Source organism: Dolichospermum heterosporum TAC447, assembly GCF_024584745.1.
In the GTDB taxonomy this organism is placed as follows: domain Bacteria; phylum Cyanobacteriota; class Cyanobacteriia; order Cyanobacteriales; family Nostocaceae; genus Dolichospermum; species Dolichospermum heterosporum.
This window is the reverse complement of record NZ_CP099464.1, coordinates 3,685,553-3,701,983: the sequence shown is the minus strand read 5'-3', so window position 1 is coordinate 3,701,983 and position 16,431 is coordinate 3,685,553. Positions and strand designations below refer to the sequence as shown.

The following is a 16,431-nucleotide window of genomic DNA, read 5'->3' as shown; positions in this document are numbered from 1 at the left end:
TATATTCTTAAATTATTGCTTGTACTTCCTCTACTAATGTATTTTTGCCCTCGACGGGATACCAAAATAAATCTTCATCTACAAATATATTTGGAGCATTAGCAAACAGATAATCTCAGTTTTGCTGAATTTCTACAAGAATAGGAAACTGAATTGTGTTATTTGCCACCAGTCGTCCGTCACAATCTGGGTAAATGACCTCTAGCTGGGCTGGTGCGGCGATTTGTGAAACCATAACCCTATCCTCAGCAAGATTTTTTCTAATTATCTACTAAATCAAGAAAATATAAAGTGATATCCTGGTTAGAAAATTAAGATGATTGATACTTTACTATAACCTGAGTAAAGATAGTATTATTAAGGATTGTTTCACTGTGTAATCTTTCCTTAGCCTGTCAATATGTCAGAAAATCTAGCTGCTTCTTTAAACGATGTGCTTCCAAACGCTCACAATAGCCAAAATACTATCCGTATTCGAGGTGCTAGGCAGCATAATCTGAAAAATATTGATTTGGAATTACCCCGCGATCGCTTAATTGTCTTTACTGGCGTTTCCGGTTCGGGTAAGTCTTCTTTGGCGTTTGATACCATTTTTGCCGAAGGTCAACGCCGTTACGTAGAATCCCTCAGTGCCTATGCTCGGCAATTTTTGGGACAGTTGGATAAACCAGATGTGGAAGCCATCGAAGGTTTAAGTCCGGCAATTTCCATTGACCAAAAATCAACTTCCCATAATCCCCGTTCGACGGTGGGGACGGTGACGGAAATTTATGATTATTTGCGGTTGTTATACGGTCGCGCAGGTGAACCCCATTGTCCAATGTGCGATCGCTCTATTGCCCCTCAGACCATTGACCAGATGTGCGATCGCATCATGGAACTTCCCGACCGTACCCGCTTCCAAATTCTAGCCCCTGTAGTCCGCGGGAAAAAGGGAACTCACCGTAAATTAATTTCTGGTTTAGCCGCCCAAGGATTTGTCCGCATTCGGGTAAATGGAGAGGTGCGAGAGCTATCGGATTCCATTGAGTTAGATAAAAATAACACACATACTATAGAACTGGTTATTGACAGATTAGTTAAGAAAGATGGTATTCAAGAGCGTTTGGTAGATTCCCTAGCAACTTGTCTTAAGCAATCTAACGGAATTGCTACAGTTGTCATTAGTCAGCCAGTGGTGAGTGGTAATGAAGAAACAACTGACAATGGACAACTGACAACGGACAAAGAAGAAGAAATGGTGTTTTCGGAAAACTTTGCTTGTCCCGAACATGGTGCGGTAATGGAAGAATTATCGCCCCGGTTGTTTTCTTTTAACTCCCCTTATGGTGCTTGTCCCCATTGTCACGGGATTGGGACTTTAAGAAGATTTTCCCCGGAATTGGTTGTACCTAACCCAGATTCGCCTATGTATGCAGCGATCGCTCCCTGGTCAGAAAAGGAAAACTCCTATTATTTAGAATTGCTGTATGCTGTCGGCTTGAATTATGGCTTTGAATTACAAACTCAATGGGGGAAGTTGACACCGGAACAGCAAAAAGTTGTCTTGTATGGGGAAGAAAACAAGAAAACTACAGAAGAGAAAAAGCAGAGTTTCAAAGGTGTAATTCCCATTTTACAAAGACAGTATGAAGGGGGAACAGAATTAGTCAAACAGAAATTGGAAGAATATTTAATTGACCAACCCTGCGAAGTTTGTGGTGGGAAAAGATTAAAACCCGAAGCCTTATCCGTAAAGTTAGGACAATATGGGATTTTAGATTTTACCAGTGTTTCCATTCGGGAATGTCGGGAAAGAATAGAAAAATTAAAATTGAGCGATCGCCAAACCCAAATAGCCGAATTAGTTCTCAGAGAAGTTAAAGCCAGATTACAATTTTTATTAGATGTGGGCTTAGATTACCTCACCTTAGATCGTCCCGCCATGACATTATCAGGTGGAGAAGCCCAACGCATTCGGTTAGCCACACAAATTGGTTCAGGACTAACAGGAGTTCTTTATGTTTTAGATGAACCCAGCATTGGATTACATCAACGAGATAACGGCAGATTACTCAAAACATTAACCAAATTACGCGACTTAGGAAATACCTTAATCGTCGTCGAACATGACGAAGAAACTATCCGCGCTGCTAACTATATAGTTGATATTGGTCCAGGTGCCGGAATTCATGGTGGAAATATTATTTCCGAAGGCAGTTTAGAGAATTTACTCAATGCTGAAGAGTCTTTAACTGGTGCTTACCTATCAGGAAGAAGAGTCATCACTACCCCAGCTAAAAGAAGAGAAGGAAATGGTCGCGCCTTAACTATTAGAAATGCCCATCGCAACAACTTACAAAATATAGATGTAGAAATTCCCTTAGGAAAACTTGTTTCGGTTACAGGTGTTTCTGGTTCAGGAAAATCTACCTTAATTAACGAATTACTTTATCCATCCCTACAACATCATCTTCTCAAAAAAGCTCCCGCACCCAAAGATATAGATGAAATTAAAGGTTTAAACTGCGTTGATAAAGCCATTGTCATTGACCAATCACCCATAGGTAGAACTCCCCGTTCCAACCCCGCAACCTACACTGGAGTTTTCGATATTATTCGTGATGTCTTTTCCCAAACCGTAGAAGCTAAAACTAGAGGTTACAAACCTGGACAATTTTCTTTTAATGTCAAAGGTGGCCGTTGCGAAGCTTGTAGTGGACAAGGTGTAAATGTCATCGAAATGAACTTTCTCCCTGATGTTTATGTCCAATGTGAAATTTGCAAAGGTGCGAGATATAACCGGGAAACGCTCCAAGTTAAATATAAAGATAAATCAATTTCTGATGTTTTGAATATGACAGTTGAAGAAGCATTAGATTTTTGTCAAAACATTCCCAAAGCCGTAACGAGATTACAAACATTATTTGATGTTGGTTTAGGTTATGTGCAATTAGGACAACCAGCCACAACCTTATCCGGTGGCGAAGCCCAACGGGTGAAATTAGCCACAGAATTATCTCGACGTGCCACAGGAAAAACACTTTATTTAATAGATGAACCAACCACAGGTTTATCTTTTTATGATGTTCACAAATTGTTAGACGTTCTCCAAAGATTAGTAGATAAAGGCAATTCCATTTTGGTCATTGAACATAATTTAGATGTAATTCGTTGTTCTGATTGGGTCATAGATTTAGGACCAGAAGGAGGAGATAAAGGCGGAGAACTGATTGCTGCGGGAACGCCAGAAGAAGTGGCGAAAAATCCCCGTTCTTATACTGGTCAATATTTACAGCAGGTATTGGCACAATATCCAGCGGTGGGGTGATTTTTCCTCATGCAAAGACCCAAAAAAAGAAAAAAATAAGACGTGAGGCTAGAATATTAATGCACAATCAAAAAGTAACGAGTTATGAATAAGGAGAAACTCAATGAATGATCAGGAGTTAGAAATTCTCCTAAATAATATGGAATCAGATGGAGTGGAACGTAAGGCTTCAATATCCGATAGAGGTAAACTTTGTGAAGCAATTTGTGCATTTGCTAACGATTTACCCAATCATCAAAAATCAGGAGTTTTATTTATTGGGGTTAATGATAATGGAACTTGTGCGAACCTGACCATAGATGATAAACTTCTGCTGACAGTTTCAGGTATGCGGGATGATGGCAACATTTTACCTTTTCCATCAACGATTGTCCAAAAACGCAATATTGGCGGATGTGAACTGGCAGTTGTAATTGTCGAACCATCGGATGCTCCTCCTGTACGTTTTAAGGGACGAGTTTGGATTAGAGTAGGCTCCCGCAGAGCTACTGCAACAGCAGAAGAAGAACATCGTTTAGCTGAAAAAAGACGTTCCAAAGATTTACCTTTTGATTTAAGACCTTTAACATCAGCAAGTTTAAATGATCTCGATTTAGAAATTTTTCGTCGAGTTTATTTACCCTCATCTTTAGCAAATGATGTTTTGCAAGAAAATCAACGTTCAGTTGAACAACAACTCAAATCAATGCGGTTTGCCACAATTGATGCGTTATCTAAACCAACTATTTTGGGTGTATTAGTTATTGGTAATGACCCTAGACAATTCGTTCCCTGTGCCTATATTCAATTTCTTCGTATTGGTGGTACTGAGTTAACTGATCCAATTAAAGATCAAAAAGAAATTGGTGGTGCGCTTCCAGATTTGTTGCGGATGCTCGACGAAATTTTTCAAGTTAATATATCTGTTGCTACTGATATTACAGCCCAACCAATTGAGTTACAACAACCTGATTATCCCATAGTTGCCTTACAACAATTAGGAAGAAATGCAGTGATGCACCGTACCTATGAAGGGACAAATGCACCAGTCAGAATTACCTGGTTTAATGATCGCATCGAAATTCAAAATCCTGGTGGACCTTTTGGTCAGGTAAATCGGCAAAATTTTGGTCAACCAGGGATAACTGACTATCGCAATCCTCACCTGGCTGAAGCAATGAAAAATCTTGGTTATGTGCAGAGATTTGGTTTAGGAATTGAACTTGCTCGTCAGCAACTTCTAAAAAATGGTAATCCCCCTCTGGAATTTACTGTGGAAGATGCCCATGTTTTGGTAACACTGAAGAAAAAATCATGAATGCAAAGATTATTGCTTTCTTTAATAACAAGGGAGGAGTTGGTAAAACTTCCTTAGTCTATCACTTGGCCTGGATGTATCAAGACTTAGGATTGCGAGTAGTTGCTGCTGATCTAGACCCCCAAGCTAACCTTACTACTGCTTTTTTAGATGAGGAACGCTTGGAACAAATTTGGTTAGGAAATAGTGAACCAACAACTGTCTTTGATTGCGTACAACCATTATTAAAAGGTATTGGTGATATTGATAATCCACATTTAGAATATATCCCAGAATCTGAAAACTTAGCTCTTTTAGTTGGAGATTTAGCTCTTTCTGGTTTTGAAGATGAGCTTTCAGCACAGTGGCCTAATTGTCTTGGTGGAGGTGGACAAGAAAGAGCTTTCCGCGTAATTTCTGCTTTCTGGAGGATTCTCCAACAAACAGCCGTTAAACACCAAGCAAATTTAATATTGATGGATTTGGGACCCAATTTAGGAGCAATAAATCGTGCAGCCTTAATTGCTGCTGACTATGTTGTTGTTCCCCTTGCACCAGATTTATTTTCTCTCCAAGGCTTGCGTAACCTTGGACCCACATTAAGAACTTGGCGTGCAGAGTGGCAAGAAAGGTTATCCAAAACAAATTCTTCAGGTAAAAAAAGTTTAGCAAAGGATTTACAACTTCCCCAAGGAATAATGCAACCTGTTGGTTATATTGTTTTGCAGCACTCAGTTAGATTAGATCGTCCAGTTAAAGCTTATGAACGTTGGATTGCTCGTATCCCCACAGTTTATAGAGAAGATGTTTTAGATCAGCCTGGTGAAAATATAATTTCTATCGAAAATGATCCCAATTGTTTAGCCTTACTTAAAAACTACCAAAGTTTGATGCCAATGGCTCAAGAAGCTCATAAACCGATGTTTTACTTAAAACCTGCTGATGGTGCTATTGGCGCTCATACTAAGGTAGTGAGAAATGTTCATGAAGATTTTCAAAAATTAGCTTATAAAATAGCCGAAAGGACACAAGTTGACATTCCCCAAATATAATTAATAAGTAGTGAGACAGAATTAATTACACAATGTCATTGGGAATGAAACGAAGTGAAATGAAGCAATCGCCAGGGTTGTGATTGCTTCCCTTCCCTCGCAATGACTGTAAATATTTTTGTCCAATTACTTACTGTATTAATCAATAGGAAAATAATGATCAAGGATTTATAAAACATCCTCTAAGACAATTACGTCAAAATCGCGCCACCCATTAACCGCTCATACCTATACCTTAACTCATCCTGCATTAATGGCCAACGCGCTAAACTTGCATCCATATCAATCACTTTTTCTGCTGCTTGTCGCGCTAACAGCAAAATGTCCTCATCTTCCACCAAACTCGCTAAAGTAAAATCTGCTACACCAGATTGACGAGTTCCCATCACCTCCCCAGGACCGCGAAACCGCATATCCATTTCTGAGATAAAAAAACCATCTTGGGACTGTTCCAACACCTTCAAACGTTGTTGAGCATCGGGACTTCTGGTACTACTCATTAGCAAACAATAAGATTGTGCTGCACCCCGTCCTACTCGTCCCCGTAATTGGTGCAATTGTGATAAACCGAATCTTTCCGCGTGTTCAATCAACATTACAGTTGCATTAGGCACATCCACACCCACCTCAATCACAGTTGTAGAAACAATGATTTGAGTTTCATTATCACGAAATTTATTAATTGCTTCTTCTTTTTCGGCTGAAGTCATGCGTCCATGCAATAACCCAACTTGAAAATCAGGAAACACACTTTCTTGTAACTTCTGATGTTCATCTACAGCCGAACGCAAATCTAATTTTTCTGATTCTTCCACCAAAGGTAAAACTATATAAACTTGTCTACCTTGGGCAACTTCTCGGCGGATTAAATCATAAGCTTGGGGACGCTGTTGTCCACTTAACATCGTCGTTTGAATTTGTTGTCTTCCTGGTGGTAATTCGTCAATTTGACTAACATCTAAATCCCCATGTACAGTTAATGCTAAAGTGCGGGGAATGGGTGTAGCCGTCATCGTTAAAACATGAGGTTGTTCGCCTTTTTGCTGTAACTTTGCCCTTTGTTGTACACCAAACCGATGCTGTTCATCTATGACAACTAAACCCAAACGTTGAAAATTGACTTTATCTTGAATCAAGGCGTGTGTTCCTACCAATAAAGGTAATTCACCTGTTTCTAACTGGGAATGAATTTCTCTTCTTTTAGCTACTTTTGTCGAACCTGTTAATAATTCAACTGGTAAATGGAGGAGATTAAACCAACTTACTAATTTACGATAATGTTGTTCTGCTAATACTTCCGTAGGAGCCATTAACGCTGCTTGATAACCTGATTGAATTGCTGCTAAAATAGCAATAACAGCAACAACAGTTTTCCCTGAACCAACATCACCTTGGACTAAGCGATTCATAGCTACAGGTTTTTGTAAATCGGTGAGAATTTCATTCACAACTCTCTGTTGTGCGCCAGTTAATTGAAAAGGGAGAATTTCGTCAAATTGTTCTAATAATTTACCTGTGGGTGTCAGTATGGCACTGGTTTGAATTTCTCGCGCTTTTTTTTGCCGTTGCAGTAAGCCAAGTTGTAAATAGAAAAATTCATCAAATACTAACCGACGACGGGCAATTTTTAAAGAGTCACTATCTTTGGGAAAATGAATATTAGGAATTGCCTCTTTCAATTCCATCAAAGCATATTTTTCTCGTAAACCTTTAGGCAAAGGATCTTTTAAATTTACGGCTGCTGTTAAAGCCGTCATTACAGCCTGTCTGACTGTATTAGCCATTACTCCTTCAGTCAAGGCATAAATAGGGACAACTCGCCCAATAGTTAAAGAATCAATGGTATCCCCTGGATTTGCCAAAACTTCTAATTCTGGATTATCCAAAGTTAAACCATATTTACCACCTTTGACTAATCCACAAGCTGCCAACATACTACCTACAGGATAGTTGCGTTTTAAACTTTCTTGCCAACCACGACCACTAAAACGCGCACCTGCGTAAAAACGGGTAACTTTAATTTGTCCGGTATTGTCTTTTAAAATTAATTCTAAAATTGATAACTTCTTATTTTTAGGACTGGTGAAAAAATTAAATCTTTTGACGGTCGCTATGATAGTTACTGTTTCCCCCCCTTCTAATTCACTAATATTCACCTGACGGGCATAATCAATATGATCACGAGGATAATAAAACAGTAAATCCCGAACGGTACGTAAATCCAACCGCGCTAAACTATCAGATTTTTTAATGCCAATTTCTGGTAAATCTCTAAGTTTTTTATCCAGTGTTGGTGCTAATTTTTTACTAATTTCGGCAACAATTGGCGTGGTGGGATGTTGGTTTTTAGCTTCGTAATTTATTTTGGTTTCTTCTGTTTCTAGTTCTTGTTGAAGTTGATTTAGATATCTTCTAATTTCTGCTACTAAGTGTTGTCTTTCTGGTAATGTTAAATTTGGATAGTTGGCAAATTCCATTCCTACTTGATGCCAGCGGGGTCTTTCTTTTGGTGGTAAGGCAGTTGGGAAATTACCAAAAGTCAAACACAGAAATTCACTAAAGCGATACTGCTTACCTATTAAATCTATAAAGCCTTTTTCTGCCTCAAACGCTAAGGCTTTATTTAATCTTATCCAATCGGGTGTTTCATTAGTCATTAGTCAGTTGTCAGTTGTCAGTTGTTAAGAGAGTATAGAGTTTTGAGAGATAGATTTTTCAATAAACTATATAGTTATGAATCTTTAATTTTGCATTTTTAATTCCCCTACCCACTTACTTAATCCTCAAACCAACTGGCACGCCAAGCGGCTTCGGCTTCAGCAATTTTAAGTTCTCTTTGCCTTTTTTGATATTCTCGTCCTAGTTTATTCAATTGCATTAAAATATTACGAATTCCTTTGCGTTCTGCCAATAGTGTCGCTTCAGCAAATTCTATTTCTCCTAGTCGTAAGTGAATAGCCATAATCTGAGTCAGGCTAGAATCTTCGGAATCTTCCTCATCACTAATTTCTATCACTAAGTTTAATAGATTGGGAGGGCTAGGTATCATATTACTAGAACCCTCTGAGGAAGCAGCAGCAGCGGTGGCAGCGACTAAAATCGGTTCTGGTAGTTTTTTGGGTAGGACTCCGGTTTTCTGGATTAAGATATTAACTGCTTGTGAGACTTTTTTCAAAGTTTCTTGAATTGCTTCTTCTAAATCTTGTTGCCATTCAACTAGTTCTACGGGGTTAGAAGGATCTAAGGCTTTAGGTTGTGGTTCGTTTTCTTCGTTCTCTTCATTTTCTTCCTCAATTTTCTCTTTTTCTTCAGTTTCTACAACTGCTTCCGTCTGAGTAACTTTTGGGGGTTGAATATAATTAATTAATTCTTTAGCAGCTTGTTGACTGAATTTACGAATGCCTTGTTGTAATTTTTGCCGCTGATTTAGTGATAAGTTCAGAAATTCATCAGGATATCCCTGGGTACAGAGGTAATAACTAGCTAAAATCAGTTGCTTTTGTAAGGCTGATCCGAGGAGATTTATATATCTAGTATAAGCTAAATTGAGTTCTTGAGCGATCGCACTAATCGCCTCTTTTAAGTCAGTAATATCTTTTTCTATCCGTTCAATTGCTCTCGCCATAAGTTTAAGCTGGTTAGTTGTTAATTGCTTTGTATAGTACAAATATACAGAATTTTGAATAAATAATCATCATATAAAGAACAGGACAGCGTGTTATTTGTTACCTTAAGTTGACACCAATCAGCACTAATAAACCTCCGCGAACGGTATCCAATCTTGTGGGATGGGCATCCTGCCCGTCCTTGTATTATTAGCAGTCAAGATGCTTGCACCACAAGACATTTTGGGACATTTTTTTATTTAGAAGTCTCTAAGAACAAAATTACTTAGCACCAATTTGGGCAGCAACTTCATCAGCAAAGCTCATTTCTTTCCTTTCAATACCTTCACCGAGTACATAACGCACAAAGCGACTGACTTGAATTCCCTCACCAACTATTTTTTCTACTTGCTTCACCAAGTCTTCTACCGAAATACTTTGATCACGGATAAAAGGTTGATCTAGTAAAGTCATTTCTTTAAGACGCTTTTCAATTCTACCTTGAACAATCTTTTCTTTGATGTTCTCTGGCTTATTACCCAAGTCGTCCTTACCCATTTCGATGCTCTTTTCTTTCGTGACAACTTCGGCAGGAATTTGGTCTATGCTAACGTACTCAACGTTAGGACAAGCGGCAACTTGCATTGCTGCGTTTCGTGCCAAGTTTTGGAACTCTTCCTTGGTAGAAGCTGCATCGGTTTGAGAATTTAATTCTAATAGTACACCAACACGACCACCAGTATGAATATAGCTATCTACTATTCCTGGTTTGTCAGTGGTAAGAGAGAAATTCACAAAGCGCCGGACTTGAATATTTTCACCAAGAGTTGCAATTGTTTCTTTGATGAATTCATCAACAGTAACGCTGGACTTTTCAGTATAGGGTTGAGCCAATAAAGACTCAAGGGTATCAGCATTTGCAGCTTGTTTTGCCAGGTTCTTAACTAAGGCTTTGAAAGCTTCATTGCGGGCAACAAAGTCTGTTTGACAGTTTACCTCTATTAGTACACCGACTTGTCCATCAGGTCGAATGTAGGTGTCTACTAGACCTTCTGCGGCAATGCGAGCGCTTCCTTTATCAGCTTTAGCAATACCTTTTTGCCGTAGCCAAGTTGTAGCCGCCTCGACATCACCTTCATTTTCCTTCAGTGCCTTTTTGCAGTCCATCATGCCAGCACCGGTTTTTTGGCGTAGCTCTTGGACGAGTTTTGCAGATATTTCCGCCATATTGCCTCAATTCTTAACTTGACAGATACAAATATTATTCAAGATTATCAGACGATCAGGACTCATTTGAAAATCATTTAAGAGACTTCCAATCAAAAAAATAAGTAATTGGACAAAAATATTTACAGTCATTGCAAGGGAAGGGAAGCAATCACAACCCTGGCGAGTGCTTCATTTCACTTCGTTCCATATGGCTAACGCCACGCAACGCTTACGCAATGACATTGTGTAATTAATTCTGTCTCACTACTTACCCCAATCTTTAGTATAGATTTAGGGGTAAAGCAAAAGCCCATAGGTGTCAACTTAAGCTCAAATCCCTACCGCATCTCGTTCCTAGTCTCTGACTAGGAATGCAGTTGATGAGGCTCTGCCTCTAATATCATTGAAGGCAGAGCCTTCTAGAATTTATTCCCAGTCAGAGACTGGGAATGAGACGAGTTGAGTTCTTTGCGGGATAGATATTTTGCGTTAAGTTGACACCTATGATCACTGCCAAACCCCTACTTATTTGCCAGACTACTAAAAAATTGGCTAATTTATTCTTTGGTACGCCTTAATCCCGATCACAGATGCTTATGCTTCGTCTTCTGACTCAGTGCTATCACTTTCATCATATTCGTAGTCTTCGTCAGCATAATCATCGTAGTCTTCTTCCGCTTCTAGCTGACCATGACGACCTTCATAGATAGCATCTGCTAATTTACCGATAATTAGTTTAATGGATCTAATTGCGTCATCGTTGGCTGGGATCGGAATATCTACAACGTCTGGGTCACAGTTGGTATCCAACATGGACACAATCGGAATCCCCAATTTTTCGCATTCTTGAACTGCGTTATATTCCCGCTTCTGGTCAACAATAACCACGATATCGGGAACTTTCCGCATATTTTTAATGCCGCCCAAATATTTTTGTAGCTTCGTCATTTCCCGACGCAGCATGGAGGCTTCTTTCTTGGGTAATAAATCCAGTGCGCCGCTTTCTTCTCTCCGTTCTAAATCTTTGAGACGCTCGGCTCTGGTTTTAATGGTTGCCCAGTTGGTAAGCATTCCACCCAACCAACGTTGATTAATGTAGTGAGAACCGCAACGGAGTGCTTCTTGGGCAATAATTCCGGCTGCTTGGCGCTTAGTGCCAACAAACAGGAATTTTTTACCTTGCTCTGACTGGGTTCGCATATAATTATACGCGTTATCCATCAACTGGGCTGTTTGTACCAAGTCAATGATATGTACACCATTTCGAGAGGTGTAGATATAAGGAGCCATTTTGGGGTTCCAACGTCTGGTCTGATGACCAAAGTGAACGCCTGACTCCATCATTTGAGCCAAGGAAACTACTGGCATATTTTGTTACTCCTATTCGGGTTAAACCTCCATCTAGGTGTATTTCTCAATTTAAGAAACACCCGAATTCCCAGATGTGCGGATTTTAGACAACTATACTAGGGTAACACAAATATGTTGAGTTTGGTGGTGAACTTGGATTTTTTGTAAAAGGTGTACGGTGTACACACAAGCCGATGTACAAAAAGAAAATATATAACAGGTGACAGGTGCTACGCATAATTTAGTATTTATTTTGTGAACTACCCACACTGACCTGACGGTACAGTGTCGGCTTCCTGTCCAACAGAAAGCACAGTAAGTAGTAGACTTCTTGCGTCCTCTATTACTGCGACTTATTTCTGGGCGACAGGCTTCTTGATGAAGTTGTTCATGGGGGAAACCCCCAAGACCACACTTCATCGCTTTATCCCCCGTTCCAGAGGTCAAAATTCGTAGTCCCTCATCTTTGAGGTTTATTGCTGCATTAATATCTCTATCATGTCTAGTCTGGCACTTTTCACAAGTCCAGAATCTTATATCAAGTGGCAAACTACCCACTTGATTAAGGCATACATGACAAGTTTTCGACGAAGGAAAGAATCTATCAACTTCTTGATAAATCTTCCCTTCGTTTTCTGCTTTGTATTTAAGCATGGTGCAAAACATCCCCCAGCCAACTTGTTGAATAGATTTGGCTAGGCAGTGATTTTGCATCATGCCTTTAACATTAAGATTTTCCACCACAATAACTTGGTTTTCGTTAACTATCCTACGAGATAGTTTATGGAGAAAATCTTCTCTACAATTAGTTATCTTTCTATGGACTCTAGCAACTTTCTTTCTAGTTTTATTGCGGTTGTTAGAGCCTTTTTGTTTTCTGGATAATTGCTGTTGTTTTATTTTTAAGTTCAACTCATGTTTATTCAGTATCCGAGGGTTATCAAATTTAGAACCATCACTGGTAATTGCAAAATGAGTTAATCCCAAGTCAATACCTATTGCTTTACCTTCGGTGACTAACTCTGGTTTCTCCTTGCCATCTTCAAATAAAATAGCAGCGAAATATTGTTCACTGCAATTTTTGGTGATAGTTACAGTTTTAATTTTCCCTTCAATCTCTCGATGAATAATTGCTGATACTTTTCCTATTTTTGGTAGGATTAATTGATTATCGGCAATCTTAACATTTTGAGGATACTGAATAGATTGTTTGCCATGTTTTGATTTAAACTTAGGATATTTAGCTCTTTTTTCAAAAAAATTGTTAAATGCAACTCCCAAATTTAAGCAGACTTTTTGCAAGCATTGAGAATAAGTTGATGATAACCACTCATGTTCTTTCTTTAGCTGAGGAATTATCTTTTTGACTTCGTATCCAGACAGTCCTTTACCCGTTTCTTTATATGTTTCATTCATCAAATTCAAAAAATAGTTCCATAACCAACGACAACTGCCAAAAGCTTGTGCTAATGACTGCTGCTGCTGGGCATCTGGATATAATCTGATTTTGACAACTTTTAACATATTAGAGCGAAAGAAATTTACTATAAAACACTGTAACACACCATAACACAAGATTTGTGAATTGCCTCCATGTTTTTCTCCCTTGCTGTCGCTTTGGTCGAAAAACTGTCGTTAATTCACGCGCCATTCATCCCACGCTGCCCTTCGGGTCAGTCGTGGGGCTTCTGTCGGTTAAGCTAAATCCTTTATTTCCTTGGGAACTCCCGCTGTTAAAACCTCATTTCCATCTGCGGTAACTAATACATCATCTTCAATGCGAATCCCAATCCCTACCCAACGGGGGTCAATTTCCGGTTGGTCTTCGGCGGGTTTGGTATGCGGTACAATATAAAGCCCTGGTTCTACGGTTAGCACTTGTCCAGGTTGTAAGGTTTGGGGGTTTTCTCCATGTTGATAAACGCCCACATCATGAACATCTAAGCCTAACCAATGACTGGTTCGGTGCATATAAAAGGGTTTATATTTTTCCTCTGCGATTAATTTGTCAATTTCTCCTTTGAGTAAACCCAGTTCAACTAATCCTTCTGTTAATATCCGCACGGCTGTATTATGAGGTGCATGGAAGGAATTACCAGGTTTTACTTCTGCTATTGCCTGTTTTTGTGCTGCTAATACTATTTCATATAATGCTTTTTGTTCTGGTGTGAATTTACCACCGACGGGAAATGTCCGGGTAATATCAGAATTGTAATAACCATAAGCGCAACCAGCATCAATCAAGAGTAAATCATTGGCTTGCATTTGACAGTTGTTTTCTATGTAATGCAGTACGCAAGCATTTTTACCTGATGCGACTATGGAAGGATAAGCTGGTCCCATGCCACCTCGTAAACGGAAAATATGTTCTATTTCGGCTTGGATTTCATATTCATAACGTCCCGGTGCGGTGGTTTTTAAAGCATGATTATGAGCTTCTACGGCAATTTCTACGGCTTGACGCATTAGGTCTAATTCTGTTTTGCTTTTATATAACCGCATGGTATTAATGACAGTACCAGGATCAGTAATGGATGTGGGTCCTGTACCGCGTTTGGGATAGGTTCGGAGTAAATTTTGATAATGTTTGAGAATTTTGTCGTTGAAATTGCGATCGCGTCCTAAATGATAATAAATACAATTGGCTTTTTCTAAATATTGGGGTAACTTCTCATCTAACTCCGCAATGGGGTAAGCTGCGTCTGCACCATAAAACTCCTTCGCTGCATCTATTCCACAACGATAACCACTCCAAACTTCCTTTTCCCTATCCTTGGGTTGCACAAATAATATAAACCGATGTTCTGGATGATGGGGTGCTAAGACTGCGACTGCTTGGGCTTCATTAAAGCCAGTTAAGTAAAAGAAGTCACTATCTTGACGATAAACATACTCGACATCGTTGTGCATTACTGCTGTTGGCGCACTTCTGAAAATCGCTGTACCGCTGCCTATTTTCGCCATTAACTGCTCACGACGTTGCCGATATTCTGTTTGCATAGCTGATTTATTGATAGTGTTGTTTTTGACTTTAACAATTATAGACTACTGATAAATGTTGTTGAAAAAATTGCTAATCTCAGTTATTTTAACCAATTTTTAATTTCCTTGACAATCCATGAGGACTTTTAGGGATGAGATTGTCAATGAAACAGGATTTAATTTTTAAATGATGACATTGATAAACAGAATATAAAATATTTTTTGATTGTTTAGATATTACTTCCAAAATTAAAAGTTAGTGTTGATGAACATTATTAAAATGTCTATGAATAATGACATTCAATAAAAATAATTAACCAAATGTTTGTTATTCACAGAATCTTCATGAGAATCAAATTAAAAATGGATATTAATTAATCATAAAAACACATCATGTTTCAAGAAGTGAGTCAGTCAGGATTATATTCAACCAACCTAGAAAATTCTGGATTAGTATCTCTCCAAAAATCACAAGAATTGACGACATTTAGTGATACTCCTATGAGTAGCAGTTCTTCTGTTTCTGCATTAGCAGATCCATTAGTACCAACCAATCCATTAGCTCAAATCCCCATTGGCGGTAGTGCTAACCCGAATCCTAATCCTTATTTAACCAGTGCAGCTATTGTTCCTGATTTCAATGGTGATGGGAAAACAGATAAACTTTGGGTAAATGCTCAAACTGGTGAAATTTTAGTTCGCTTGATGAATGGAACTCAAGTTTTAGAACAGGCTTCTTTGGGTAAATATGACTTAAATACCTGGGAATATAAAACTGCTGATTTTAATAGCGATAATAAGACTGATTTCTTATTACGCAATAAGGCAACTGGTGATAATGTAATTGTACTAATGGATGGGGCAAAAGTTTCCAGTTACTTGACTTTAGATCGAGTTGATCCAGGTTGGAGTGCGAATATTGGCGATTTTAATGGCGATCGCAAAACTGATATTTTCTGGAATAATGCTACTACTGGTGAAAATGCTATTTGGCAAATGGATGGCACAAAAGTAGCCAATGCGACTGTTTTAGAACCTACAGCACCAGGATTGACTGCTACCATTGTTGATTTTGATGGTAATGGTAAGAGTGACATCTTCTGGCGCAATTCCAGCACAGGCGCAAATACCGCTTGGTTTATGGATGGTAGCCAAGCCACTAAGTATGATCTCCAATCTCAAGACGCTTCTTGGACTTCTACTCTTGGTGATTTTAACGGCGACTTCAAAACTGATGTTTTATGGCGCAATACCGCTACAGGCGAGAATAAGATTTGGACAATGAATGGCGTTTTTGTGACTGAAGGTGTTGTTAGCACATTGGGTACAGATTGGAGTGCGAGAATTGGCGATTTCAATGGCGATGGTAAAACTGACATCTTCTGGCACAATGCGACTAGTGGGGCAAATACTGCTTGGTTAATGGATGGTACAGCGGTAAGTTCTGAAGCTTTCCTACCTAGCAATACTCCTGGTTTGACAGCATCTTTAGGTGATTTCAATGGTGATGGTAAGACTGATATCTACTGGCGTGATCAACAAACGTCCGCAGATAAAATCTGGACTATGGATGGAACTCTAGCGACTGAAACTCCTGTTGCTGATACAGAGAAGCTGACTCCAGAATGGTATACAGGTTGATTTGGT

10 protein-coding genes are annotated in these 16,431 nt (G+C 39.0%); 4 read left to right on the top strand and 6 right to left on the bottom strand.

Going from position 1 to position 16,431, the window contains the following annotated elements:
* Positions 1-400: 400 nt before the first annotated feature.
* The 3 genes from uvrA to NG743_RS16510 all read left to right on the top strand — a co-directional run bounded on the left by uvrA (position 401) and on the right by NG743_RS16510 (position 5,638).
* Complete coding sequence (gene uvrA / locus NG743_RS16520) at positions 401-3,310, top strand: excinuclease ABC subunit UvrA (RefSeq protein WP_027403791.1); 2,910 nt, start codon at positions 401-403, stop codon at positions 3,308-3,310.
* Positions 3,311-3,413: 103 nt separating this feature from the next.
* Positions 3,414-4,607 carry an ATP-binding protein gene (locus tag NG743_RS16515; RefSeq protein ID WP_027403790.1) on the top strand — a complete coding sequence of 398 codons (1,194 nt, stop codon included), beginning with the start codon at positions 3,414-3,416 and terminating at the stop codon, positions 4,605-4,607.
* Entirely contained in the window at positions 4,604-5,638 is a 1,035-nt protein-coding gene (locus NG743_RS16510) for a ParA family protein (protein ID WP_257120458.1), read from the top strand. Before NG743_RS16515 ends, NG743_RS16510 begins: the two co-directional genes overlap by 4 nt.
* Before the next feature lie 191 nt (positions 5,639-5,829).
* Here the strand turns inward: NG743_RS16510 and recG are convergent, their stop codons facing one another.
* The 6 genes from recG to NG743_RS16480 all read right to left on the bottom strand — a co-directional run bounded on the left by recG (position 5,830) and on the right by NG743_RS16480 (position 14,802).
* Complete coding sequence (recG, locus tag NG743_RS16505) at positions 5,830-8,295, bottom strand: ATP-dependent DNA helicase RecG (RefSeq protein WP_027403788.1); 2,466 nt, start codon at positions 8,293-8,295, stop codon at positions 5,830-5,832.
* Positions 8,296-8,414: 119 nt separating this feature from the next.
* Complete coding sequence (locus NG743_RS16500; protein WP_257120457.1) at positions 8,415-9,263, bottom strand: hypothetical protein; 849 nt, start codon at positions 9,261-9,263, stop codon at positions 8,415-8,417.
* A 262-nt stretch (positions 9,264-9,525) separates the two neighbouring features.
* Positions 9,526-10,470: a translation elongation factor Ts gene (gene tsf, locus NG743_RS16495; protein ID WP_027403786.1), complete on the bottom strand. Its 945-nt coding sequence runs from the start codon at positions 10,468-10,470 to the stop codon at positions 9,526-9,528.
* Positions 10,471-11,046: 576 nt separating this feature from the next.
* Entirely contained in the window at positions 11,047-11,820 is a 774-nt protein-coding gene (rpsB, locus tag NG743_RS16490; protein ID WP_027403785.1) for a 30S ribosomal protein S2, read from the bottom strand.
* Between the two features lie 93 nt (positions 11,821-11,913).
* Positions 11,914-13,326 carry an RNA-guided endonuclease InsQ/TnpB family protein gene (locus NG743_RS16485; RefSeq protein ID WP_257120456.1) on the bottom strand — a complete coding sequence of 471 codons (1,413 nt, stop codon included), beginning with the start codon at positions 13,324-13,326 and terminating at the stop codon, positions 11,914-11,916.
* A 171-nt stretch (positions 13,327-13,497) separates the two neighbouring features.
* Positions 13,498-14,802: an aminopeptidase P N-terminal domain-containing protein gene (locus NG743_RS16480; protein ID WP_257120455.1), complete on the bottom strand. Its 1,305-nt coding sequence runs from the start codon at positions 14,800-14,802 to the stop codon at positions 13,498-13,500.
* A 375-nt stretch (positions 14,803-15,177) separates the two neighbouring features.
* On the opposite strand from NG743_RS16480, the gene NG743_RS16475 reads away from it, so the two are divergent.
* The gene (locus NG743_RS16475; protein WP_027403783.1) at positions 15,178-16,425 is read left to right on the top strand and encodes an FG-GAP repeat domain-containing protein; all 1,248 of its coding nucleotides are present in this window, start codon (positions 15,178-15,180) and stop codon (positions 16,423-16,425) included.
* The last annotated feature ends 6 nt before the right edge of the window (positions 16,426-16,431 follow it).